This is a genomic window from Herbaspirillum sp. GW103, from assembly GCF_000261365.1.
Classification (GTDB): Bacteria; Pseudomonadota; Gammaproteobacteria; order Burkholderiales; family Burkholderiaceae_D; genus Herbaspirillum.
The window spans coordinates 363,687-387,899 of sequence record NZ_AJVC01000004.1 but is presented as its reverse complement, the minus strand read 5'-3'; the positions used below and the strand labels follow the sequence as shown (position 1 = coordinate 387,899).

The 24,213-nt window shown below is 59.6% G+C and carries 16 protein-coding genes, 1 tRNA gene and 1 pseudogene; 5 read left to right on the top strand and 13 right to left on the bottom strand.

Annotated features, from left to right (window positions below; all coding sequences use genetic code 11):
- Positions 1-17 precede the first annotated feature (17 nt).
- The 5 genes from GWL_RS13900 to GWL_RS13880 all read right to left on the bottom strand — a co-directional run bounded on the left by GWL_RS13900 (position 18) and on the right by GWL_RS13880 (position 5,108).
- Entirely contained in the window at positions 18-1,133 is a 1,116-nt protein-coding gene (locus GWL_RS13900) for a sterol desaturase family protein (protein WP_008331224.1), read from the bottom strand.
- Positions 1,134-1,323: 190 nt separating this feature from the next.
- Positions 1,324-2,586 (bottom strand): hypothetical protein, encoded by a 1,263-nt coding sequence (locus tag GWL_RS13895; protein WP_157174246.1) that lies wholly within the window; start codon positions 2,584-2,586, stop codon positions 1,324-1,326.
- Positions 2,587-2,654: 68 nt separating this feature from the next.
- Positions 2,655-3,944 (bottom strand): lipopolysaccharide biosynthesis protein, encoded by a 1,290-nt coding sequence (locus GWL_RS13890; protein WP_034350842.1) that lies wholly within the window; start codon positions 3,942-3,944, stop codon positions 2,655-2,657.
- A 451-nt stretch (positions 3,945-4,395) separates the two neighbouring features.
- Positions 4,396-4,471, bottom strand: a tRNA-Thr gene (locus GWL_RS13885).
- 130 nt (positions 4,472-4,601) lie between these two features.
- Entirely contained in the window at positions 4,602-5,108 is a 507-nt protein-coding gene (locus GWL_RS13880; RefSeq protein WP_008331221.1) for a hypothetical protein, read from the bottom strand.
- A 343-nt stretch (positions 5,109-5,451) separates the two neighbouring features.
- Between GWL_RS13880 and GWL_RS13870 the strand changes: the two genes are divergently transcribed.
- Complete coding sequence (locus tag GWL_RS13870) at positions 5,452-5,778, top strand: hypothetical protein (protein WP_008331220.1); 327 nt, start codon at positions 5,452-5,454, stop codon at positions 5,776-5,778.
- 225 nt (positions 5,779-6,003) lie between these two features.
- Here GWL_RS13870 and GWL_RS13865 read toward each other — a convergent pair whose 3' ends face one another.
- Positions 6,004-7,146: a branched-chain amino acid ABC transporter substrate-binding protein gene (locus GWL_RS13865; RefSeq protein WP_008331219.1), complete on the bottom strand. Its 1,143-nt coding sequence runs from the start codon at positions 7,144-7,146 to the stop codon at positions 6,004-6,006.
- Positions 7,147-7,349: 203 nt separating this feature from the next.
- On the opposite strand from GWL_RS13865, the gene GWL_RS13860 reads away from it, so the two are divergent.
- The 3 genes from GWL_RS13860 to rpiA all read left to right on the top strand — a co-directional run bounded on the left by GWL_RS13860 (position 7,350) and on the right by rpiA (position 10,872).
- The gene (locus GWL_RS13860; protein ID WP_008331218.1) at positions 7,350-7,862 is read left to right on the top strand and encodes an Lrp/AsnC family transcriptional regulator; all 513 of its coding nucleotides are present in this window, start codon (positions 7,350-7,352) and stop codon (positions 7,860-7,862) included.
- 482 nt (positions 7,863-8,344) lie between these two features.
- Entirely contained in the window at positions 8,345-10,108 is a 1,764-nt protein-coding gene (locus tag GWL_RS13855) for a cation:proton antiporter (protein WP_008331216.1), read from the top strand.
- A gap of 83 nt (positions 10,109-10,191) precedes the next feature.
- On the top strand, positions 10,192-10,872 hold the full coding sequence (gene rpiA / locus GWL_RS13850; RefSeq protein WP_008331214.1) for a ribose-5-phosphate isomerase RpiA: 681 nt from the start codon (positions 10,192-10,194) through the stop codon (positions 10,870-10,872).
- Positions 10,873-10,968: 96 nt separating this feature from the next.
- Here the strand turns inward: rpiA and GWL_RS13845 are convergent, their stop codons facing one another.
- The 3 genes from GWL_RS13845 to argA form a co-directional block, all read right to left on the bottom strand.
- Positions 10,969-13,716: a pitrilysin family protein gene (locus tag GWL_RS13845; RefSeq protein WP_008331212.1), complete on the bottom strand. Its 2,748-nt coding sequence runs from the start codon at positions 13,714-13,716 to the stop codon at positions 10,969-10,971.
- A gap of 143 nt (positions 13,717-13,859) precedes the next feature.
- On the bottom strand, positions 13,860-14,132 hold the full coding sequence (locus GWL_RS13840) for an oxidative damage protection protein (RefSeq protein WP_008331210.1): 273 nt from the start codon (positions 14,130-14,132) through the stop codon (positions 13,860-13,862).
- Positions 14,133-14,229: 97 nt separating this feature from the next.
- Entirely contained in the window at positions 14,230-15,543 is a 1,314-nt protein-coding gene (argA, locus tag GWL_RS13835; RefSeq protein ID WP_008331208.1) for an amino-acid N-acetyltransferase, read from the bottom strand.
- Between the two features lie 185 nt (positions 15,544-15,728).
- Here argA and hrpA point away from each other — a divergent pair, with 185 nt between their 5' ends.
- On the top strand, positions 15,729-19,778 hold the full coding sequence (hrpA, locus tag GWL_RS13830; protein WP_008331206.1) for an ATP-dependent RNA helicase HrpA: 4,050 nt from the start codon (positions 15,729-15,731) through the stop codon (positions 19,776-19,778).
- Positions 19,779-19,816: 38 nt separating this feature from the next.
- Here hrpA and GWL_RS13825 read toward each other — a convergent pair whose 3' ends face one another.
- The 4 genes and pseudogenes from GWL_RS13825 to GWL_RS13810 all read right to left on the bottom strand — a co-directional run bounded on the left by GWL_RS13825 (position 19,817) and on the right by GWL_RS13810 (position 24,120).
- Positions 19,817-21,286 carry a TolC family protein gene (locus tag GWL_RS13825; RefSeq protein WP_192811578.1) on the bottom strand — a complete coding sequence of 490 codons (1,470 nt, stop codon included), beginning with the start codon at positions 21,284-21,286 and terminating at the stop codon, positions 19,817-19,819.
- Positions 21,276-21,653, bottom strand: a pseudogene (locus GWL_RS23040) (HlyD family efflux transporter periplasmic adaptor subunit); the annotation flags it as partial. The pseudogene GWL_RS23040 and the gene GWL_RS13825, both read right to left, overlap by 11 nt.
- Positions 21,542-22,789, bottom strand: coding sequence for a calcium-binding protein (locus GWL_RS22760; protein ID WP_255347971.1), 1,248 nt, complete (start codon positions 22,787-22,789; stop codon positions 21,542-21,544). The pseudogene GWL_RS23040 and the gene GWL_RS22760, both read right to left, overlap by 112 nt.
- 956 nt (positions 22,790-23,745) lie before the next feature.
- Positions 23,746-24,120 carry a lysozyme inhibitor LprI family protein gene (locus GWL_RS13810; protein WP_050978117.1) on the bottom strand — a complete coding sequence of 125 codons (375 nt, stop codon included), beginning with the start codon at positions 24,118-24,120 and terminating at the stop codon, positions 23,746-23,748.
- Positions 24,121-24,213 lie beyond the last annotated feature (93 nt).

Here is a 24,213-nt window from a genome sequence, read left to right as displayed (position 1 = left end):
CGGCCTGAGGCGTCGCGTCAGAGCAAGGCGTAGGCTGTCACTGCCGCCGTCACATCAATGGCAAGCACCAAGGCCAGGCCCAGGCGACGCTGCATGTACGCACCGAGCGTCCAGAAACAGGCGAGCAAGGCGGTGCTGATCACCAGCAGGTGCAGGTAGGACTGTTCCTCTGCCCTCCACAGCAAAGTCGAGGCAGCTGCCAGCAGTGCCAGGAACTGTAGTACTGACAACCACTGCCTCACGCGCGGCAGCTGCACATCATAGCGACGGCGCGCGAGTTCAAGGTCGAATGGGCGATGTGCTTCCATCCCTGGCGGCTGCCAGCCAGGGGCTTTGAACCATATTTTCAGCTTGTCCTGCCAGCGTGGCATCTTTGCCGCACTGTGGAGTATCTGCCAGTAGCCGGACACGATTGCCCAGATCGGATCCCAGCTATTGAGGGGCGTACGCGTGCCGTAGACCGCCTGCTCTTTTTCTTCGGCGAAGGTACCGAATATGCGGTCCCAGATCACCAGCATGCCACCGTAGTTCTTGTCGAGGTACTGCTCGTTGACTGCATGGTGAACCCGGTGATTGGAGGGTGAGGAAAACACGCGATCAAACCAACCCAGCTTGCCGATGTGTTCGGTGTGGATCCAGAATTGATAGGCCAGCACCACCAGTCCGGCGATAGCGAACTGCTCGGGCTCCACGCCCAGGATCGCCATGGGCAGGTAGAACACCCAGCCGAGCAGTGCCACGGTACTTTCTTGACGCAAGGCCGTGGAGAAATTGAAGTCCTGGCTCTGGTGATGCACCGAGTGAGCCGCCCAGCCCAATGCGTTCTCGTGGCCGAACCGGTGCAACCAGTAGTCGAAGAAATCGAATAGCAAGATGGCCGCGATCCAGCCCAGCGCACCTTGCCAGAAGCGTGCCGCCGGGAAGATGGCCAGTGCACGGTAAGCCAGTGAATACAGCCCGACCTGGAACAGCTGACTGAGCAGCGCCACCAACTGGCTGATCATCCCTTGCGACAGGCTGGCCATGACGTCGGACAGACGATAGGTGTTGCGGTCGCGAACGTAGCCATAGGCGAATTCCACGGCGATCAACAGCAGGAAGACGGGAATGATGTAGACAATGATTTTTTCCATGGGGGATATTATGACGCGGCGCACAAGAAGCTGTCTGACAAAAGCCTGACGATCGCTCCTCTCCAGGACGGGTTTTGACAAGGGGAAGAGGATACGCACAGTTCACACTGAACCAGAAAAAGCGGCCTGCATTGCTGCAGGCCGCTTCTGTTACCGTGTTGGTCAGGGGGGCGGAACGTCGAATTGGGGCTTAACTGTAAGCACTTCGATGCGCCTGACAATTCTCTTCACGCACAATCCGACGCACTAGAACATCAAGACAGAGCAAAATTATCGGCACTAACGCAATGCCGTAAGTAACTAAAGCTGTATGCAACGCAATTTGGTTGAGAAAAACTAGATTCATTCCGACCACTGCCAAATAGGTCGCGCGCAATGATGCCACCCTGATTTTCCTTCCGAGGAAATCCAGCGACCAAAGCAGTAACGACCCTAACAGAGCATAAGCAACCAGTCCGGGCATGCCAAATGCCGCATATCCTCCTAAGAAATAAACGCCCGGATTGCTTCCGCTATCGTTACCAAGCAGTACCTTCGCGACTTCGATATCGGGAAGTCGCGCGGGCAATCCAAAAAATTTAGCAAGAAGGTTGATGCCACTAAATCCCGTATGAGACAGCATCTCCGGATATACAGTGAAATATCGCACGATCACCGAGTATGTTTCGCCCCAAATGCGCTCGATTGCGAGGTTCAGCGGAAGCACCGTACCATTTATCACGGCGCTCTGGTATTGAGCCGTGTAAAGTACGACCAGCATGGTTACGATGATGACCGTAGCTATTACTAGCATTGCCGCGAGCAATCGTATATCGAGAAACCGCGGATATCGGCAAGCGCCCAGAATGACCGCATAGCCGATGAAGAAAAAGATCGGCAACTTCGACAACGAGGCAGGCAAAGCCACGAATATCAATGCGGCCAGTCCGGCAGCAAAGATCAGCCTCTTTTTTTCTAACAGTGGATACAAGACCAAACAAAACAAAATAGGTAATACAGTGAAGCGTGCACGAGCGAGGATACCTTCGATAATCCATCCATCCGAGTAGCTCTCGTTACGAAGTCTCCGATAATCACTGCCCTCGAACTGAAAGCTAAAGAACCGGAGAATATCGAGCTTGAACTTGCGGAATTCGGGACTGATCATCAGAAGTGAAAACATCACCGCCAGACACAAGGCAGCGATACCTGCTATCACCAATGCCGACCGCTTAGTGGAGATCTCCTGCACCTGTCGGGTCAGAGAATCGAATCGTCGTTCTGCGTAGCGACGCAAGATAAATACCGTCGATCCAGCAGCAAGCATGATGAGCATACCGATCTCTGCCCTGGTTGCAGCTTCAGAAGGCAGATGCAAGCCGTTGAGTGTCGTTTGCCCGCTGGGATTAAAGATAAAGCCTGGTACGTAGATCAATAGAAATGACAGGACGAAAAAATCGCTGGGTTCAACCAAGCGCGAATGTCGGGATTTCAACCACGACCGGATGTACAGCGAAATTAGTATGAGCTTCAATAAAATCACTAAAACCTCGCAGCTAAATTCGCAGAATCTTGTTGCAGGAGCCCATATATGCCGATCCCAAAAAATATGGCGAACAGTAAAACATTGGAGATCAAAGACGCCAATGCGACTGCATATCCCCCCCAAGTTCCTACTAGACCGATGGCAAGGGGAAGCACAACCACTAGTGCGAGCAAATGGGCATAGGCATAAATCGCTTCGCGACCACTCATCAACATCAGATTGCTCCAAGGAAGAGAAAAGGCAAAGAGAACTTGGGAGAAAACAATAAGGCCGAGGTATTGAGATGAATCTTCGTACCGTGCTCCAAACAGAAAGCCCATGATTTGGGCGGGATATTTCATCAATAGCCACGCTAAAGGCAGCGCACACAGCGTCACAAGCAACGTCTGCAGTGCCATTTCACGACGGAGCAAAGCGATGTCTCCTCGAGCGGAAGCCTTGCTGACGTGGGGCGAAAAGACCGGGAGCAGTACAGTCGGTGCCACCAGCAACAGAACCGTGGCCCGTTGTGCTGAGTTGTACAGAGCAAATTGTACAGCCGGACCAAGCGTCGCCAGCACTAGCGTGTCAAGCCTGTCCAGAATGGCTCTTCCACCAAAGCCGAGCAGAGACAGTCCTCCGGCGCGTATCCATGCGCGCGTATTGAACGTCGGACGCGCCACATTCAAATAGGGACGTAGTGCCTTTAAGACCACCGGAATCTGTATCGCGCAAGACACAAGTAGCCCGAGAAGAAACGCCAGAGCAGCAGGGGCCGCGCGCTCCGGTTGAATGAGCCATACGACACCGCCCGTGACAACAACCGGAAGTACCTCGGAGGCAGCGATGCTCAATGCCGGCATGCCAAGAGCAATAAGATATTCACGCAAAATAGCTACGACCGCGTACACAGTTATCACCGTGGCGATACAGAAGTAAAGGCTCCTGTCCTCCTCCCGCACAAGACCATAGAGGATCATGCCGACAGCCGCGCACAGCACCGGAATCATCGGAACCTGGAAAGAGCGAAGGATAAATCCTTTGAATATGACCGGTGATATTTCAGAACGCCGAGCAACTTCACGGCGAATCAAATTGAGCCATCCAATCGTTCCCAACTGGGTCAGCAATTGCGGCAAGGTGATCGCGAAAATAAACTGTCCATTGTCGTGTTGCGAAAAAATCCGTGCCGTGAGCGCAAACAGTGCGATTGAGGAAAATCGCGCCAATACTACGCTCAGGGAGGTGCGCAACAACGAAAAAAAGCGAGGTAAGAGGTGCATGAACATGTCCCCGATGAGCTTCATTTAAATTTGTATTATTGCAATTTTGCTGCTTGTCACAGCTTTGATGTTATCCGCCGCATGATTTTCACACAGTCGTGTGTCTTCTGGACGCGCAGCGTCGATCACCTTTGAACTACCATGAGCCGGAAGCGTTCACCAAGAAAGGAGGAAAGGTCCTGCCAATCGAGGCAATTCCAAATTGGCTTGGGCCGGGAAAACCGGGTAGCTCACTACCAGAAGACCTTGGAGCAGGCCACCACAGCTTTGGCGAAAAAAGCCACGGTTGAACTGCGAGCGCTCTTCAAGTTTTCGTTGAAAAACTTGTGGGGGAGAGTCTCATCACGGAGTAGTCCTATATCACGTTGATCAACGCCCCGTAAACACGAGTAGCTATTGGTGATGAGCTAGTAAATTTGGAAATTCCGGAGCAAAAAAAAAAAGCGGCCTGCATCGATGCAAGCCGCTTCTGTTCTGGTGCTGATGGGCGGAATCGAACCGTCGACCTACTGATTACGAATCAGTTGCTCTACCAACTGAGCTACATCAGCAAAAGTCCGCGATTATAACGGGTTATTTCGGCTTCATCCAGATCCCTGCCAGAAATTTTCAGCCGGCCTGCCCAAAGAGGCAGGCCCGTGCTGCGCGCTGGCCCAGGCCGCCAGGACTGGCTACTACCGCTCACCCATCAATTTTCTTGTCCTCTTCCTTGGCCTCTTCCATGGCGTCCGGCTCCAGCTCTTCGGCCGAACGGTTGCAATAGATGAAATAGCCCCAGGAGGCCAGCAACACCCCTGTCCCCACCAGCAACGCCGCGGCGTAGATCATGTCAGCGGCCTCCTCGTGCGCGGCGCGAAAGGTCATCACCAGGCCCTCGATGGCCAGCGCCACGATCACCACCACGAAAAACCGCGACAGAAACCGCCGTACCCGCGTCGGCGCGCTGATGTTGGCGTCCCGGACCACCTCCTCTTCCGTAATGGTCTCGGCAATCTGAAATGCCACCACCGCTGCGGCCAGAATACCAATGGCCTCGATCAGCGCCTGCGCCTGCACCAGCCCCAGACCTTCGGTCACCGCGTCAAATCCCATGCGCGCAGCAATGGCGATCAATGCCAGTGCACCCAGCGCAAACAAGACCGCAATCACCGCATGCACCACGCCAAAAGCCGCCGTGATCCGTTTCATTCTTTTCTCCCGTCCGTTTTGTGATGAGCGGTTGGACTGATGAGGCACAGAAAGGTTGTCTCATGATTTTCCTTGTGACGTTTCCTGTCGGCATCACCGCCGCGAGGCACCCGGGAAAGGATGACCAATGCGCACGCTTGCACCGCGCTCCAGAAATGGCCGGGCAGATCGGCAAGGCGTTCGTGTTCTCCTCTTCCTACAGGGCTTTCAGTCTCTATCGGATGGCGGGTCCAAGGGGAGGGAGGGAAGATGAATTCTTCCTGGGGAAAACAATTCTCTGAGCAGTCGATCCCCATCCACTGTCCGCCTGTCCATGGGTGGGCGCCAGCCTGAGGAGGCCATCATGCCGCAAGCCGCATGGAGCAAAAAACGTGAACGCCAGTACCAGCACATCAAGTCCGGCGCCATGAAACGTGGCACCGGCATCCAACGTGCCGAGGAAATCGCCGCGCGCACCGTCAACAAGGAACGCGCCCAGCACGGCGAATCCAAGAAGGCCAGCAAGACGTCCACCCAAGATATGCCCGCCTCGCGTCGAGGGGGGCTACGTTCACACACCGGCTCCGGCGGCCCTACCTACAAGCAGTTGTATGCGCAAGCGCGCACGCGTGGCATCAAGGGCCGCTCGACGATGAACAAGGCGGCGCTGCAAAAGGCGCTCTCCAGCTGAACGACAGGGGCTAAGTATCCGGTCTGGATGTGCAGGAGAAAAAACTAAGTAAACCGGAACATGGCGAAAATCATTAAAACAATATGCGCAGCGCGGTCAGCACGTCCCGACCTGGTAAAAACTTTTCCACCAAAAGAAAGCGCCCCCGATCTGCATCGGGGGCGCTGCCTCATCTTCGCGCTGGAGGCCATCCCGCAAAGCGGCCACCAGAAAAGATCTTCGCTATTACTTGGTCACCGCCAGCACGGTACGTTGGCCGCCCTTGTAGGTGTACAGTGTCAGCGAACCATCCTTGATATCACCCTTGGCATCAAAGGCGATTATACCGGTCACGCCCTTGTGGCTGATCTTGGCCAGCTCGGGCAGGTATTTCTTGGGATCGGCGGAGCCGGCCTTGGCCATGGCGTCTGCCACGGTCATGGTGGCATCGTAGGCATAGGCAGCGTTGTAGACCACGTCAATGCCGAACTTCTTCTTGTAGGCCGCACGGAAATCATCCATCCCCTTCTTGCCTGAGGCATCCACGCCACCGGCTTCGGCACAGATCACCTGGTCTTCACCCAGTCCATCGCCGGCCAGGCCGGGCAGCGAGCCGGTGCAGATACCGTCACCGCCCATGAACTTGGCGCCGATGCCCAGCTGCTTCATCTGTCGCAGCATCGGGCCACCCACTGCGTCCATGCCGCCAAAGAAGATCACCTGCGGCTTCTTGCCCTTGATCGAGGTCAGGATGGCATTGAAGTCGGTGGCCTTGTCATTGGTGTACTGGGTTGCCACGATGCTGCCGCCAGCGGCCTTGGCGCCCTTGGCGAATTCCTCGGCGACGCCCTGGCCGTAGGCGGTGCGGTCATCGATCACGGCAATCTTCGTGGTGCCCAGCTTCTGCACCGCATACTTGCCCAGCGCGGCACCCAGCTGCGCGTCGTTGGCGACCACGCGGAAAGTGGTCTTGAAGCCTTGCTGCGTATACTTTGGATTGGTGGCCGAGGGCGATACTTGCGGGATGCCGGCATCGCTGTAGATCTTCGAGGCCGGAATGGTGGTGCCGGAGTTCAGATGGCCGATCACGGCAGCAACCTTCTGGTCGACCAGCTTGGTGGCCACGGCAGTGGCCTGCTTGGGATCGGAGGCATCATCTTCGCCCAGCAGCTCGAACTTGACCTTCTTGCCGCCAATGGTGAAGCCCTTGGCGTTCAATTCGTCGACCGCCATGCGCGCGCCGTTCTCGTTGTCCTTGCCCATGTGGGCGTTAGGACCGGACAGCGGACCCACATGAGCGATCCTGACCACTTCCTGGGCATACGCGGCGCCAGCGAATGCCAGACCAACAGCGGCGGTTAATGGAATAATGGCGCACTTGAGTTTCATAACTTTCCTCTGTAGATTGGATTGACCACTTTTAATGTTTTGTCTCACAACACAGTTTATTCAGATCCCTGTTGCGGCGACCTGGCGTACCGCTTTGCTTTCGTCTCCGACTTTCTGAATAATGCGACGGTACAACATAAGAATCGGCCAAGCCAAGTTTTTTTTGAGCGGCCGGCCTGAACAATCTTCCTCGACTCTGTCCCATGGCTGCCAAACTTCACACCCTCGACAAGGTGGATCGCAAACTGCTCAACATGCTGCAGAAGGACAACCAGATCTCCACGCGGGTACTGGCTGAAAAGCTGCACATCTCGCAACCGACCTGCCTGCGCCGCATCCGCGAACTGCGCGAGGCCGGCATCATCAGCGCTGAAGTGGCCATGGTCGATCCCTTCGCGCTGGGCTACGGCATGCTGGCCTTCCTCGAGATCTCGCTCAATAACCAGTCCGACCAGCACATGCAGGACTTCGAGCAACGCATGGCCAAGGAGGCCGAGGTGATGCAGTGCTACTTCGTCTCCGGCGAATACGACTACTTCCTGGCCGTGCACGTCATCGACATGGATGCCTATTACCAGTTCGTCAGACGTGTGATTTCTGGCTCAGGCAATGTGCGTCACTTCCAGTCACGCTTCCCCATGAAGCGCGCCAAGTTCACCACCCGCATCGCCTTCGATGAAAAGGCCGTCGAGGTACAGGTGCGCGTACCGGGCTGAGACTGTTGCGCAAGCCCGCACGGAGGATGCCGTCAAACGCATCCGGCAGGATTTTTGTTAGGTTCGGTGCCTGCTTCCCGTAGCAGATGCGCCGAAATTACTAAGTTTTTCATTTCCCGTTGATGCAATCTCATGGTGCAGGATCCTCGTTTGCCCCTGAGCAGGCACGCACTTTGCATTGCAGTGCGCTTGTCAGTTGTGTTATTTTCGAGGCATCCCGCAGTGTGCGATGAAGAGATGTTGCGCCACTGCGTCTTCGCTCAAGCCCGTTCAAGCCGTACCGTGGTCACCAGCAACAAGAGCGGACACAGATCAGCACCCAGCGCCGGCGCCTCCTGTGGCCGGCCCGCCAGCAGTACCCGCAACCCTTGTCATCCACCGTCCGCGGCCACAGCCGCAGGGCGCAGCCTTGCCCGGTGCCGCAGTCTCCTGTGGTACTACCCGGCCATCTCTACAGCAACACGGAAAGGAAATCCCGCACGATGCACGAAGTCGAGTTATTCATCCAGGACATGGCCATCATCATGCTCATTGCCGGCATCGTCACCGTGGTCTTCAACAAGTTGAAGCAGCCGGTGGTGCTGGGCTATATCGTGGCCGGCGTGATCATCGGTCCGCATACACCGCCCTACGACCTGATCCAGGATGAGAAGACCGTGCATATTCTTTCAGAATTGGGCGTGATCTTCCTGCTGTTCTCGCTGGGTCTGGAATTCAGCCTGAAGAAACTGGCCAAGGTCGGCGCCACCGCCTTCATTGCCGCCGCCGCCGAGATCCTGCTGATGATCTGGATCGGCTACGAGATCGGCCTGTACTTCGGATGGAAGCGCATGGATGCCATCTTCCTGGGGGCCATGCTGGCCGTGTCCTCCACCACCATCATCGTCAAGGCTCTCAACGAGCTGGGCATGAAGAACGAGAAGTTCGCCCAGATCATCTTCGGCATCCTGATCGTGGAAGACATCCTCGCCATCGGCATGATCGCGCTGCTTTCGGGCGTGGCTACCAGCGGCTCGGTGGATTCCACCGAAGTCTTTACGACGGTGGGCAAACTGGTGCTGTTCATGACGGTCTCGCTGGTGGTGGGCATCCTGGCGGTGCCGCGCCTGCTCAGTTTCATCTCCCGTTTCAAGAGCAACGAGATGCTGCTGGTGGCGGTGCTGGGCGTGCTGTTCGGCTTCTGCCTGCTGGTGATGAAGCTGCAATACAGTGTGGCGCTCGGCGCCTTCCTGGTCGGTGCGGTGATGGCCGAGTCGCGCCAGCTGCATCGCATCGAACGCCTGGTGGAGCCGATCCGCGACATGTTCTCGGCCATCTTCTTCGTGGCCATTGGCTTGCTGTTCGATCCCGGCGTGCTGGTCAAGTATTGGATGCCGATCACCGTCATCACGCTGGCGGTGGTCTTCGGCAAGCTCATCAGTTGCGGGCTGGGGACCTTCGTGGCGGGGCAGGGCGGGCGTACGCCCATGCGCGTGGGCATGGGCCTGGCGCAGATCGGCGAATTCTCCTTCATCATCGCCGCGCTGGGCCAGAGCCTGAAGGTGACCAGCGACTTCCTCTATCCCATCGTGGTGGCGGTCTCGGCGGTCACCGCCTTGCTTACGCCTTACCTCATCAAGGCCGCCGATCCGCTCTCGGCCAAGGCTGTCACGCTGGTGCCGGCACGCGTCTCCGGCCTGCTGGGCATGTATTCACGCTGGCTGGAAAGCCTGCAGCCTACGGGGGATCGTGCCGAACTCACGCGCATCATCCGCCGCATCCTCATGCAGGTGATGGTGAACCTGGCCCTGGTGATTGCAGTATTCCTGGCCGGGGCCTTCTTCGTGGACGGTCTCTCGCGCCAGCTCTCGGCATGGACGCCTGACCCGGAGGTGCAGAAGGCCATCATCTGGGGCTGTGCCCTGGTGCTCTCCTTGCCCTTCCTCATTGCCACCTATCGCAAGTTGCAGGCGCTGTCGATGCTGCTGGCCGAGGTCAGCGTCAAGCCCGAGTTCGCAGGAGCGTATACTTCGGGCGTGCGCAAGGTGGTCTCGGAGGTCTTGCCCATCATGTCCATCGTGGGCATCATGCTGCTGATCTTCGTGTTGAGCGCCAGCATCCTGCCACCGCTGAACCTGCTGGCCTTCGTGCTGGCGGCGGCCGCCGCGCTGCTGTGGTTGCTGTGGAGCAAGCTGGTCAAGCTGCATTCGCGGCTGCAGATTGCGCTCTTCGAGACGCTGGATGAGCAGCCGGACGATGTGCATTGAGCACGTCGATCCTGTCATTTGAGAATTCGGGCGTGACCGGAAACGGCACGCCCCCGATTTTATTTACGTTGAACTGAACCATCATGACTCAAGACGAACTCAAGCAAGCCGTAGCCAAGGCCGCCATCGACTACGTGGTCGACGGCGAAATCATCGGCGTGGGCACCGGCTCCACGGCCAACTTCTTCATCGATGAACTGGGCAAGATCAAGCACCGCATCAAGGGCGCGGTTGCCTCTTCCGAAGCCACGGCAGAACGGCTGCGTTCGCACGGCATCACCGTGTTCGATCTCAACGAGGTCGAGACCATGCCCGTCTACATCGACGGCGCCGATGAAATCAATGGTGCCGGTGCCATGATCAAGGGCGGGGGCGCTGCCCTCACGCGCGAGAAGATCGTGGCTTCCGTGGCGCAGAAATTCGTCTGCATCGCTGATGGTTCCAAGCTGGTTGAGGTGCTGGGCAACTTCCCGCTGCCGGTGGAAGTGATCCCGATGTCGCATGCCGTGGTGGCCCGCAAGCTGGCGGCACTGGGCGGCCAGCCGCGCCTGCGTCTGAACAAGAACGGCGACGGCCAGCCGCTGGTTACCGACAATGGCTGCTACATCATCGATGTGCTGGGACTGTCCATCACCGATCCGGCTGACATCGAAGACAAGATCAACAATATTGTCGGCGTGGTCACCAATGGCCTCTTCGCGCGCCAGGGTGCCAACGTCTGTCTGCTGGGCACGGCTGAGGGCGTCAGGAAACTGGAGTTCTGACGCACTGCCGTTGGTCTTTGTCTCAGACAAAAATGCCCGTTGTCCTATGACACGGGCATTTTTTCATCCCCTCATCCCTTCATTGCACGCCTTGCCTCAGGGCTGGCCGGCCTTGGCCTCATCCCGTGCAATCACCACGCTCATGCGCGCCGGATCAATGTACTTGCGCACGGCCGCGTTGAGTTGCGCCAGCGTCAGGTCGGCCAGCTTCAGGTCCAGCTGCTGCTGCCACAGGAAGCTGCGGTCCAGGTTCATCAAGGCACTCCAGCTGGTGGCGATGCCGCCGTCGCCGGCGCGCTGCTGGTTGCGCTGCTGCAGGATGCCGGACTTGGCGCGTTGCAGTTCATCCTCGGTGAAGCCGTCCTTGATGAGGCGGGCGATTTCTTCGTGTACCGCCGCATCGACCTTGTCCAGGTTCTGTGGCGCGGCGATGGCGCGCACCATGAAGTAGCCGGCATCGCTGATGGCGCCAATCTGCAGGCCACTGTTGATGCCATAGGACAAACCATCCTTCTGGCGGATGCGGTCCGCCAGGCGCGACTTCAGGCTGGAGCCGCCGAGCAGGTAATTGGCCACGGCCAGGGCCGGGTAGTCGGGATCATCGTCACGCAAGCGAATATTCTGGCGCGCCAGATAGACACCGTTTTCCTTGTCGGGCGTATCGATGACCATGCGCCTGGCCGGGATGTCGGCCCAGCTCTGCAGCACGCGCGCATAGGGCGCCGCACTGGCCCAGCCGCCGAAGGCTGCATCAATCGCCTTGCGCGCGGCCTGCGCATCGAAGTCACCGACCACGGCCACCTCACCATGCGAGGCGCCATAGAAACGGTGATGAAAGTCCTGCACCTGTTCCAGCGTCACCGCTTGCACGGCGGCGATGCGCTGTTCCAGCGTTTGCGCGGCGCGCCAGTCACCGGCCGGGTAATGGTTGAAGTGCAGCTGCAGGGCCTCGCCGGCGCGCGCATCCGGCTCCTTGCGGGTGGCTTCGAGCGCGGCCACGGTCTCGTTCTTCAACTGTGCAAACTCGACCGGATCCATGCGCGGGTAGCGCAAGACCTCGCCCACCAGCGCGAACGCCGGGACCAGGTTCTCGCGCGTGGTCTGGAAGCGATAGACGTTGCCGTTGATCTTCAGGCGCGTGAACTCGTCGGCCAGTTGGCGCCGATCAAGATTGCGGGTGCCGCGCATGAGCATGGCCGCCGTCAGTTGTGCCACGGCGCGCTGACCGAACAGGGTCTGGGCATCGCCGAACTCCAGATTCATGCTCACCGACACCGTCTGCCCGCGCGATTGCTTGGGCAGCAGCGCCAGCTTGAGTGCCGTGTGCGGCGACTGGCCCGGCGCGATGAGGGTAGTGCGCTGTTCGATGTTGCCCGGCGCCGGGTCGAAGGCTTCGCCGGAGGCGATGGCCGGGCGCGGCTGGTATTGCGTCAGCAGCGATGCCACGCTGGGGGCAGCCGGGACGTCGGCGCGCAGCGGATGATCTTCCGGCAGGTAGAGACCGACGGTGCGATTGTCGCGGCGGAAGTATCTGCCGGCGGCAGCGGCGATGTCTGCACTGCTCAGGCGTTGCTCCAGGTCGCGTTCGATGAAGACCAGGCGCCAGTCACCGCGTGCAATCGCGTTGGACATGGCCACCGCCATCTGCTGCGGATTGTTCTGCAGCGTCTCGAAATTGTTGCTGCTCTCGCGGTGCAGGCGCGCCACTTCGTCGGCGGTTGGCGGTGTCGTGCTGAAGGATTCGACGGCGCTGATCATGGCCTGCTTGACCGGTTCGATGTCGGCCCCCGCCTTGAGCTGCGCCACGATCATCTGTAGCCCCGGCGCAAAGCCACTGAGCTGCATCGCATAGACCTGCGTGGCCAGACCTTTCTCGACCAGCAATTTGTGCAGGCGACCATTGGGCGTATCGGTCAGGATGTCGGCGGCGAAGGCAAGGGCGGTGGCATCCGGATGTAGCGCGGAGGGCATCTTGTAGCCCAGCGCCACCAGTTGCACGTCCCCCCGACGGCGGATCACGAACTGGCGTTCGCCATCCTGGGTCGGTTCCACCGTCCAGAATTCAGGCAGCTTGCGCTTGGGTCTGGGCAGGCGGCCGAAGCTCTGGTTGACCCATTGCAGTACCTGCGCCGGCTCGAACTTGCCGGCGATGAGCAGCACCGCATTGTCGGGCTGGTAGTAGGTCCGATAGAAGGCTTGCAGGTTCTCGATGCGCACGTTCTCGATATCGCTGCGCGCGCCGATGGTGCTGCGGCCATAGCTGTGCCAGTCATAGGCCACGCTCTGCATGCGCTTCAACATCACGCGCGAGGGAGAGGTCTCGCCGGCTTCATATTCGTTGCGCACCACCGTCATCTCGCTGTCCAGATCCTTGCGCGCGATGCGGGAATTGACCATGCGATCTGCTTCCATCGCAATGGCCCATTGCAGGTTGTCCTTGCCGGCCTCGAAGGTCTCGTAGTAGTTGGTGCGGTCCAGCCAGGTGGTGCCGTTGAAGTTCATGCCGCGCTTGCTGAATTCCTGCGGGATCGCCGGGTTGTGCGGCGAGCCCTTGAACATCAGGTGTTCCAGCAGGTGCGCCATGCCGGTCTCGCCATAGTTCTCGTGGCGCGAGCCGACCAGGTAGGTGATGTTGACCGTGACCGTGGGCTTGGAGTCGTCCGGCAGCAGGAGCAGCTTGAAACCATTGGTAAACCGGTACTCGCTGATGCCCTCGGCGCTGGGGCCCTGCGTAATGCCAGGCGGCAGGCTTGGCGCAGCTGTTGCTGCGTGGATCTGCGGGGGCAAGAGGGCAAGGCCCAGACTGAGGGATAGCAGGGCAAGGCGCATGCGACGCAAGGACAAGATAGGCTCCAGCAGGAAGTCGGAAACGAAGCGCGCATTGTAGCGCCCTCTACTGCGCTGCAACCCCCGGACGCAAAACAAACGCCGCCGTGGCGAGCCAGGGCGGCGTTGCAGTCGGTGCGCCAGCAATGACGCGGTCCGATTTACTCGCTCGGCGGTACGTAGCCCGCTGCGGCATCGGCACCTTCGCCGAAGAAATGCTTTTCCATTTGTGCGGCCAGGTACTTGCGGGCGCGGGCGTCGGCCAGCATCAGGCGGTTTTCGTTGACCAGCATGGTCTGGTGCTTGAGCCAGGCAGCCCAGGCTTCCTTGGAAACACTTTCATAAATGCGCTTGCCCAGTTCGCCCGGATAGGGCGGGAAGTCCAGGCCTTCGGCTTCCTTGTTCAGTTTGATGCAGTGGACCATGCGTGCCATGTCGATTCCTTGGTTCGTTAAGTTGAAATGCCTGGGACGGGCGGGCCAGCGATGGGGGTCAGCGGTTGAGCCTGCTCACGTCCTGACGGAAAAATGATTAATACAAATTCTTGATCAATACCTGCGACTTGCGCTGCCAGTTGTAGATCTGCTGGCGATCCTGCGGCAGGTCGTTGACACCGGCCAGCACGAAGCCGCGCTTCAAGAACCAGTGCGAGGTACGGGTGGTGAGCACGAAGAGTTTGGTCAGCCCGGCTTCGCGCGCACGGGTTTCGATGTGCTTGAGGATGCGGTCGCCGTCGCCCTGGCCTTGCACTTCCGGATTGACGGTGAGGCAGGCCATCTCGCCCATGCGTTCCTTGGGGAAGGGATAAAGTGCAGCACAGCCGAAGATGACGTTGTCGTGTTCGATCACGGAGAAGTAGTCGATTTCCCGTTCGATCAGTTCACGGCCGCGCTTGACCAGAGTGCCATCGGCTTCCAGCGGTTCGATCAGCTTGAGGATACCGCCCACATCCTCGATGGTGGCCTGGCGCAGGCTCTCCAGGTTCTCGTAGGTGACCATGGTGCCCACGCCGTCGTGGGTGAACAGTTCCAGCAGCGCCGAGCCATCAGTGGAGAAGGGCACGATGTGGGCGCGCGAGACGCCGGCATTGCAGGCCTTGACCACGCTGGCCAGGTAGAAAGCCGCATCCGCGGGCAGGAAGCCGGCCGACAGCACCGCCTCGGCCTGGTGCGAGGACAGCTCGCGGATTTCAGCGCCGCCGGCATCCTTCATCAGTGGGGTTTCGGACAGGAAGATCAGCTTTTCGGCGCGCAGTGCGATGGCGGCGGACACGGCCACGTCTTCCATGGTCAGATTGAAGGCTTCGCCGGTGGGCGAGAAGCCCAGCGGCGAGAGCAGCACGATGCCGCCCGCATTCATGATGGGCTGGATGACGTCGGCGGCGATCTTGCGCACCACGCCGGTCAGTTGCAGGTCCACGCCATCGATCACGCCCATGGGGCGAGCCGTGACGAAGTTGCCGGAGATCACGCGGATGGCCGAATGCGCCATGGGGGTATTGGGCAAGCCCTGGCTGAAGGCGGCCTCGATGTCCAGGCGCAGTTCGCCGGCGGCTTCCTTGGCGCATTCCAGCGCGGCGCTGTCGGTCACGCGCAGGCCGTTCTGGAAGCGCGCCTCGACATTGCGCAGGGCCAGTTGCTCGGCCACCTGCGGGCGCGAGCCATGCACCACCACCACGCGGATGCCCAAGGCATGCAGCAGCGAGAGATCCTGGGCCAGTACCTGCAGGCCGCCGGCCGTGACCAGCTCACCCGGAAAGGCGACCACGAAGGTCTTGCCGCGGAAGGCGTGGACATAGGGCGCGACGGAACGCAGCCAGTTGACGAATTCGGTCTGTTTTTCCATGACGCGCATTATAACCAGCGTCGCGGCGGGCCGTAGGCTTGCGGGCCGCTTGGGAGCAGATTTCTTGTGCGGATGTTGCAAAGCGGAGCCATTGGCACGGCAAGGCTCGCCAAAACCTGCACCATCGGCCCTCCAGCCGCATCCAGCCTGACCGGGCGGGCGGTGGCAGGTATAATGTCGGCCTCATGTCCGTTACCAAAGCACCCCACACTCCCCCAGGCGCCCAGTCGCAGCAGAACCCGCAACAGGACCGTGGGCGCAGCCCGCGCGAGCCGCGCGCTCCCCGTCGCGCCGAGTCTGCCGCCGAGGCCGCGCCACCGGTCCGCAATGCGCTGCCTCCGGTCACCTTTCCCGAAGAGCTGCCCGTCTCCGGCCGCCGCCACGAGATCGCCGAAGCCCTGCGCCGTCATCAGGTCATCATCGTCAGCGGCGAGACCGGTTCCGGCAAGACCACCCAGCTGCCCAAGATCTGCCTGGAGCTGGGCCGTGGCGAGAAGGGCCTGATCGGTCACACCCAGCCGCGCCGTATCGCTGCCTCCTCGACCGCCAAGCGCATCGCGCAGGAACTGAATTCCCCGCCGGGCGAACTGGTGGGCTACAAGGTCCGGTTCAACGACACGCTGTCCAAGGGCGCATGGATCAAGCTGATGACCGACGGCATTCTGCTGGCCGAGACCCAGACCGATCCGCTCTTGCGCCAGTACGACACCATCATCATCGACGAGGCGCATGAACGCAGCCTCAACATCGATTTCCTGTTGGGCTATCTGAAGCAGTTGCTGCCCAGGCGCCCCGATCTGAAGATCATCATCACCTCGGCCACCATCGATGCCGACCGTTTCGCCCGCCATTTCGGCCGCGAGGTCAAGGGCGAGATCGTACCGGCTCCGGTGATCGAGGTCTCGGGCCGCTTGTATCCGGTGGAGATCCGCTATCGTCCCATCGACAATGCCGACCGCAGCGGCGTCTCCACCGAAGTGGCGCAGGCGCGTGCGCGCGCCGAGGGCCGCGCCAGCCAGGCCCAGAAGGACCGCGAGCAGCGCGACCTGATGGATGCCGTGGTCGATGCCGTGGATGAACTGGCGCGCATCGGGTCGGGGGACGTGCTGGTGTTCCTGCCCGGCGAGCGCGAGATTCGCGACGCTGCCGAAGCACTGCGCAAGCATCATCCCCCGCATGTGGAAATCCTGCCGCTGTTTGCGCGCCTGTCTGCGCAGGAGCAGGAACGCGTCTTCAAGACCAGCAATGCCCGTCGCATCGTGCTGGCGACCAATGTGGCGGAAACTTCACTGACCGTGCCGGGGATCCGCTATGTGGTCGATGCCGGTCTCGCACGTGTGAAGCGTTACAGCTATCGCAACAAGGTCGAACAGTTGCAGATCGAGCCGGTGGCGCAATCGGCGGCCAACCAGCGTGCCGGACGATGCGGCCGGGTGGCCGCGGGCGTGTGCATCCGTCTGTATGATGAGCAGGATTTCCTGCAGCGTCCCAAGTTCACCGATCCCGAGATCTTGCGCTCCTCGCTGGCCTCGGTGATTCTGCGCATGAAGTCGCTGCACCTGACCGATGTGGAGAGTTTCCCCTTCATTGAACCGCCGCTGGGCCGCGCTATCGCCGACGGCTATCAGCTGTTGCAGGAGCTGGGTGCGGTAGAAGAGCAGGGCGGCGTCAATCGCCTGACTGCACTGGGCAAGCAGCTGGCCCGGTTGCCGCTGGACCCGCGCGTGGGGCGCATGATCCTGGCGGGACGCGACAATGCCTGCCTGACTGAACTGCTCATCATCGCCGCAGCGGTATCCGTGCAGGACCCGCGCGACCGGCCCATGGATGCGCAGAATGCAGCGGACAACGCCCACAAGAAATTCGCCGACGAGAAATCGGAATTCGCCAGTTATCTGAAGATCTGGAAGTGGTTCGAGGAGGCCATCGCCCACAAGAAATCGAATCGCCAGCTGCAGGAACACTGCCGTGAGAATTTCCTCTCGCAATTGCGTCTGCGCGAGTGGCGCGATGTCCATTCGCAGTTGCTGACCATCGTGAAGGAACAGGGCTGGCGACTCAATGAAGCCCCCGCCACCTATGACCAGCTGCACCTGGCGCTGCTGACGGGCTTGCTGGGCAACGTTGGTTTCAAGAGTGAGGACGATGCGCAATACCTGGGCGCACGCGGCATCAAGTTCAACATCTGGCCCGGTGCGCATCTGACCAAGAAGCCGGGCCGCTGGGTGATGGCCGCTGAGCTGGTCGATACCGCCCGCCTGTATGCGCGCTGCGTCGCCAACATCCAGCCCGAATGGCTGGAGAAACTGGGCGGCCATCTGCTCAAGAAATCCTGGGGCGAACCGCGCTGGGAAAAACGCGCCGCCCAGGTCACCGCCTCCGAACGCGCCACGCTCTACGGGTTGGTGGTGTACAGCCAGCGCCGCATCAACTACGGCAAGATCAACCCGGCCGACGCGCGCGAGATTTTCATTCGCGACGCCCTGGTCGGTGGCGACTTCGAGACTCGCGCACCATTCTTTGCGCACAACCAGAAACTGGTGCGGGAGATCGAAAACCTGGAACACAAGTCCCGTCGCCTCGATGTGCTGGTGGACGATGAACTGATCATCGGTTTCTACGACAAGCTGATCCCGCACGACATCTGCAATGGCGTGGACTTCGAGAAGTGGCACAAGCAAGCCACGGCCGCCGATCCCAAGTTGCTGTACCTGAACCGTGACGACCTGATGCGTCATGAAGCAGCGGGCGTCACCACCGAGCTGTTCCCCAAGACCATGAACGTGGCGGGTATCGCCATGGCCTTGAGCTATCACTTCGAGCCGGGTGCGGCGCGCGATGGCGTCACGCTGACCGTGCCGCTGTATGCGCTCAACCAGGTCTCGGCGGATCGCTGCGACTGGCTGGTGCCGGGCATGTTGAAGGAGAAGGTGCATCTGCTGTTGAAGTCCCTGCCGCAGAAGTTGCGCCGCCACTGCGTACCGCTGCCCGATTACGCCGCACGTTTCTGCGAGCGCATGGAGGAGCGCAAGACCTTTGGCCGGGGCAACCTGATCGACGCCATCATTGCCGACATCCGCGAGCAGATCACGATCCTGGTCAAGCCCAGCGACTTCAAGCAGGAGACGCTGTCGGCGCACCACGCGATGAACTTCAAGATCGTCGATGAGCATGGTCGCCAGCTGGAGATGGGCCGCAACCTCGCGGCCCTGCAAGCCGAATTCGGCGGCCAGGCGCGCCAGCAGTTCCAGAAGCTGGCCGAGCAGGTCGCCATTGCCCCGCGCGAGGAGGAGGACAGCACCGCACCGGCACCTGCAGCCCTCGGCAAGGGAGCCGCGAATGCAGCCCCGGCGGCCCCCGCCTCAGTGGGCGAGTACAGCAATCTCACCAGCTGGAGTTTTGGCGAATTGCCCGAACTGCTGGAGATCACGCGCGGCAGTGGCAAGCAGGCGCAAACGCTGATCGGATTCCCGGCGCTGGTGGATCGCAAGACGCATTGCGACCTGGAGGTCTTTGATGATCCGGCCGAGGCCGCGCGCTTCCACCATGCGGGTCTGCGTCGCCTGTTTGCGTTGCAGATGAAGGAACAGCTCAAGTATCTGGAGAAGAACATTCCGGGTCTGCAGCAGATGGGCATGCAGTTCATGGCCCTGGGCTCGCAGGAGGAATTGCGGGAACAGATCCTCAATGCCGGGCTGGAACGCGCCTTCCTGCAAGACCCGCTGCCACGCAATGCGGACGAATTCAATCGTCGCCGTGATGAGGGCAAGGCGCGTCTGGGTTTGCTGGTCAACGAGATCGCGCGCCTGTGCGGCCAGGTGCTGGCCGAGTATCACGCCCTGCCCAAGAAGCTGCAGGGTATCAAGGCGCATGCGGCTGCGGCGACCGACATGCAGGCGCAGTTGTCGCAACTGGTGGGCAAGCGTTTCGTGGCCGAGACGGATTACACCAATCTGAGTCACTACCCACGTTACCTCAAGGCCATCAACGTACGGCTGGACAAACTGCGCGCCGATCCGGCCCGCGATACGCGCTTGCTGGCCGAGTGGAATTCGGTGGCCTTGCCCTACCAGCGCGCCCTGAAAGACCGCGCCGGGCGGGTGGATCCCAAGATGACCGAGTTCCGCTGGATGCTGGAGGAACTGCGCGTGTCGCTCTACGCGCAAGAACTGAAGACGCCGATGCCGGTGTCGGTGAAGCGCTTGCAGAAGGTGTGGGAGAGCATGCAGCGCTGAACCACCTTGAGCGCCCGTCGTGTGTTGATCGCCGCCCCTCACTTGCCTTGTTCAGCGATCCGCGTGCGTCCCAATTCTCCGGCGCTGGCCAATAGCCGCAACCTGGCAGAACGCCATTCGGCCAGGGCACGTATGCGTTCCTGGCTTGCATCGGCCAGTGCGGCCTGCACATTGAGGATGCCGATGATGTCGCTCAGTCCGCGTTCATATTTGCGCTGAACGTCTTCCATGGCCATCTTCGCGCTTTCCAGCAGGCGCAGGGATGAGCTCAGGTTGCGTTGGGCAGCCTGATTCTCCGCGAAGGCATTGGCGAGTTCGCTGATGACCTGCCCCTCGGCCTCCAGCAGTTCGGCTTCCCGGAGGTCGATCTGTGCCTGGGCGTTGCGTACCTTGTAGGTGTGAGCAAAGCCGTCGAAGAGCGGGAAGTTCAAGGCCAGTGCGCTCACCGTCTCGCGTGTTTGCGTGCCCGCACTCCCCTGATTGGGGCGTCCGTTGACGTAGTATCCATGAGAAAAATCCAGACTGGGCAAGCCTTCGGCGCGCGTGGCCGCCAGCTTCTCGCGCGACGAGGCCAATTGCGCCCTGGAGGCAAGCAAGGCAGGATGTTGCTGCCCAGCGAGCTCCATCCATTGCGCCAGGTCTTGCGCAATCTGACCGGCCTCGATGGCCGAGTCGGGACTGTCGATGGGGACTTGCAGGCGAGCTCCCTGTCCTCGCAGTCCCAATGAGACCGACAAGGTGACCAGGGCTTTTTCATGTTGGCCGATGGCTCGCGCATGTTCCAGTTCCGCTTTGGACAGGGAGGTCTGGACTTGCAACAGGTCGGAGCGCGCCGCCATGCCCCGTTCGGCACGCTTGTGGGTAATCTCCATGATCTGGCGTGCCAGGCGTTCGTTCAGTTCACGGGCCTGGCGATTGGCACCGCTTGTTTGAACGTCGTAATAGGCCGCAATGACGCTGCTCATGGTCTTTTGCAAGATGGCGTCATGACTGGCCAGGGCGGCGTCGAGCAAGGCATCGGCTGCGCGCAGGTTGGCGCTGCGGCCACCGAAGTCCAACAGGCGCCAGGTCAGCGTGTAGTACTGGGAGCGGCTCTTGCGCTGGTTCTCCAGAGGGAGTAGCGAATCGGGCTGCTGCACACGCTCATGCTGCAAGCGCAGACCAGCGTTGATGCTGGGTAAATAGGCCGCCCTGGCTTCGCCCTTTTGCGCTGCTTGCACTTTGATGCGCGCCCAGCCGGCCCTCACCTGGGCGTGATGACACAAGCCCAGGTCGATCGCATCCCCCAAGCTGAGTGGCGCAGTCGGTACGGCAGAACGGCCATCGCAAACCAGGGTATGGGCATCTCCCGGAAGCAATTTGCCTTCGTCCAGTTCCGGTGGACGCGCCAACAAGGGATCCTCAAGAGGCGCCGAGGCCCGTTCCAGCCATTCCCGTGCGTGGGCCATGTCCGTCAGACATACCGGCGCTGCTGCCATCAGGACTACGCAGACAGTTCTAACGTTCATTGAGGGACTCCTGCTGGTGGCGAATCAGAGGGGAGAGCACGTATTCGATGACCCGTCGTGTTCCCGTCCGGATCTCGACGGTGACCGACATGCCCGGCGCAAGCGCCAGCGTGCGCCCCTCTGCTGCCAGCGTATGGCGTGACAGAACGATCTTGCTGGCGTAGATCAGGCCGCGCTTCTCGTCTTCGATGGCATCATGCGAAACATGCCGCACCGTTGCCGGGACCGTGCCGTACCTGGTGTAGTCGAAGGCTTCTATCTTGACCTTGGCGTCCTGGCCAACCTGGACGAAGCCGATATCCTTGTTCTCCAGAAACGCTTCCACCTCCACGGCTGCTTCCTGCGGAACGATCTGCATGAGCGGCTGTCGTTGCCGGCCTGGCCGATGATCGTGTCATTGCCACGGCCTCCGGTGAGGATATTGTCACCCCGGTTACCGGTGATGATGTTTGCCAGTTCGTTACCGGTGCCGTCGATGTTCTCGTTGCGCAGCTTGATCGGGTCGATGGTATAGATGCTGTAGGCATTGGCGACGTTGGCATCGCGTCGGAACTCTTCCAGTGACAGGTAGCGCGTCATGTCACTGACCAGGCCACGGCCCGAGTCGGCGATATAGAAGCCGTTGATGGCGCCGGTGGCAGCGTCGCAGGCCACGCCGGTCACGGTCACCACGTGGTTGACAGCACCGCCGTCGAGGTAGGCGTCTTCCCCCCACAGCTTGCCCGCATTCACGGCGATGATCACGCCGCGGCCACCCTTGATCAGATTGGCGATGCCCTGTTCGTTGTAGCCCTGCATGAGACCGTTGCGGATACCGTAGCTGTCCAGCAGGGCGCGCTGACCGAGGTAATTGGAGCCGCCGCGTTCGTAGTCGCTGACGGTGCTGTCGGTGACGCACCATTGGTTGTCGATGGCACGCTGCACCACCTGGGCTTCCGACAGGTTCTGGTTGGCCTGGATGGCCAGATTGGCGATGCTGGTCAGGGCGCAGGTGCCGGCATAGTCGCGCACCGCATTGCCCTGCATGTAGTCCAGTTCATTGGCTTTGGGATAGCCATAGACCAGGATGTCGACGCCATCGGCGACGCCCTTCTCGGGTTTGGAAAAGTCCAGCAAACCGAGGTTCTCGATCTGTGCGCCCAGCGTGTGGCTGATGCTGGAGAGCACAGTATCGTTGTCGTCACCGGCCTGGCCGAACAGCCTGTCATGGCCTGCGCCACCGTAGAGGGCATCATTGCCGTCGCCGGCCTGGAGTTCATCGTTGCCTTCGCCGCCGATCAAGGTGTCATTGCCGGCTTCAGCAAACAGCATATCGTCGCCGGTGCCGCCGTCGAGCAGATCATTGCCCGCGCCACCGATGAGTTCATCGTTGCCTTCTTCACCGTACAAGGTGTCATTGCCCTCGTAGCCCCACAGGGCGTCGTTGCCGGTGCCGCCCCACAGCGTATCGTTGCGGCTGCTTCCGCCCATCAGGTCGTTGCCGCCGCCTGCATAGAATTTCACCAGCAGATCGGTATTGAAGTAGATGCCGTTGTAGGCCGCATAGTAATTGGCACTGAAGCTGTCGTCGCCATCGGTGCCGATAAGGCTGTCGCGGTTGCTGCTGTTGATCTTGACCTGGTTGGGGCCGAACTGGATGTACTGCGTGGCATTGATGTAATACGTATTGTCGGAGCGGCGCAGGAAGTCGTAGCTGCTGAATTGCGCCCGGGGCAGGAAGGGCTCCCTGTGGGTAATATCTCTGCGCAAGACCAAAAGTTGTCTTCAAATTCTTTTCATTGATGAAAGCTTTGTCGAGCAAGAGAAAATTCTCGTGAATTTCGCGCAGCTTCAATAGAAGTTGTTCTGCTGTGACAATGGAAATTTCATTTTCTGACTCATTTCGAATAACTGAGTCAGGAGAGCATCCTCCTGCTATATTTTTTGCTTCTTTTTCCTTTGCATTTTCAGCTGCCAGGCATGAAGTCGCCATCAAGAAGATGCCTGTGCTGACGATCATGCGCATGTTGCGGATAGGGCTTGTTTCATAAACAGGGCCATCACTCACAAGTGCTCCTCCTGAAATTAGTGTTCCGACAGATTCCTGATTAATGCAATTCGATAGTCCGTCTGACTAATGGTCCAGCTAACAAGTCTTATAAAAACCTGCGACATTGAACCCTGATTTCACGCGGGAGACCATCGAATATTTACGGTAAACGGAGGTCGATTTAATCGGACGATATTCGGCCGTCGCATTTATGAAATACAGCAAAAGCGAGTTTTTAGAAAAATCAAAAAATTAAGTTTTTGCCGACGTTTCTGATTGAGGTTTTTTTCGTTGACCAAAACTTTTTGGATGTTATGCAGAAGGGTCGTCTGCCTCTGCGCGCAGTCCGAAAAACTGTCTTGTCAGTATGGGTCAGTTCGAACTCCGCCCAATTGAAAGAAGAGAGCGGGAGCGTAGAGCGCAGAAGGTATTAGTCGGGGTGAGGTATTCCAGCCGAAACATCGGGCTCATCGCAGACCGGATGAACTCCGCCGATGACGGGGTAGTCGCAGATATCCTCAATGCGTTGCTTGTATAGCGTCATCAAGCATTCACGGTCGCTGCATCGGTTGCGCTGGATCACCCAGATCCTTTGTGAATGCTTCAGTGCGTCTCTCGCACCCTTGCCGATGTCGGCGTCCAACATCCATCGATAGTTCTGGTTCAGCGCAGTATCCAGGCGGGTGAGTACCGGATCGCTACAGATGGCCTTTTCCGCGAAGTTGCCAGCGCGAGCGCATTCCATGGCAGGCACCTCTGCTGCGAGCAGAGCTAGTGTCAGAGCAAACAGTATGTGTGGATACATGAGGCTGTCCTGATGAGTACAGACTCAAACGATGAAATTCAGGAGCGGAAGTGTCAATTCCGATAAGGTGAATGGTCGCACTCACGCGGTTCC

What these genes read in the sequence shown, in the direction of transcription:
- GWL_RS13900 (WP_008331224.1), bottom strand. Translation starts at nt 1,133, where the DNA reads ATGGAAAAAATCATTGTCTACATCATTCCCGTCTTCCTGCTGTTGATC.
- GWL_RS13890 (WP_034350842.1), bottom strand. Translation starts at nt 3,944, where the DNA reads ATGAAGCTCATCGGGGACATGTTCATGCACCTCTTACCTCGCTTTTTT.
- GWL_RS13880 (WP_008331221.1), bottom strand. Translation starts at nt 5,108, where the DNA reads ATGAAACGGATCACGGCGGCTTTTGGCGTGGTGCATGCGGTGATTGCG.
- GWL_RS13870 (WP_008331220.1), top strand. Translation starts at nt 5,452, where the DNA reads ATGCCGCAAGCCGCATGGAGCAAAAAACGTGAACGCCAGTACCAGCAC.
- GWL_RS13865 (WP_008331219.1), bottom strand. Translation starts at nt 7,146, where the DNA reads ATGAAACTCAAGTGCGCCATTATTCCATTAACCGCCGCTGTTGGTCTG.
- GWL_RS13860 (WP_008331218.1), top strand. Translation starts at nt 7,350, where the DNA reads ATGGCTGCCAAACTTCACACCCTCGACAAGGTGGATCGCAAACTGCTC.
- GWL_RS13855 (WP_008331216.1), top strand. Translation starts at nt 8,345, where the DNA reads ATGCACGAAGTCGAGTTATTCATCCAGGACATGGCCATCATCATGCTC.
- rpiA (WP_008331214.1), top strand. Translation starts at nt 10,192, where the DNA reads ATGACTCAAGACGAACTCAAGCAAGCCGTAGCCAAGGCCGCCATCGAC.
- GWL_RS13840 (WP_008331210.1), bottom strand. Translation starts at nt 14,132, where the DNA reads ATGGCACGCATGGTCCACTGCATCAAACTGAACAAGGAAGCCGAAGGC.
- argA (WP_008331208.1), bottom strand. Translation starts at nt 15,543, where the DNA reads ATGGAAAAACAGACCGAATTCGTCAACTGGCTGCGTTCCGTCGCGCCC.
- hrpA (WP_008331206.1), top strand. Translation starts at nt 15,729, where the DNA reads ATGTCCGTTACCAAAGCACCCCACACTCCCCCAGGCGCCCAGTCGCAG.
- GWL_RS13825 (WP_192811578.1), bottom strand. Translation starts at nt 21,286, where the DNA reads ATGAACGTTAGAACTGTCTGCGTAGTCCTGATGGCAGCAGCGCCGGTA.
- GWL_RS13810 (WP_050978117.1), bottom strand. Translation starts at nt 24,120, where the DNA reads ATGTATCCACACATACTGTTTGCTCTGACACTAGCTCTGCTCGCAGCA.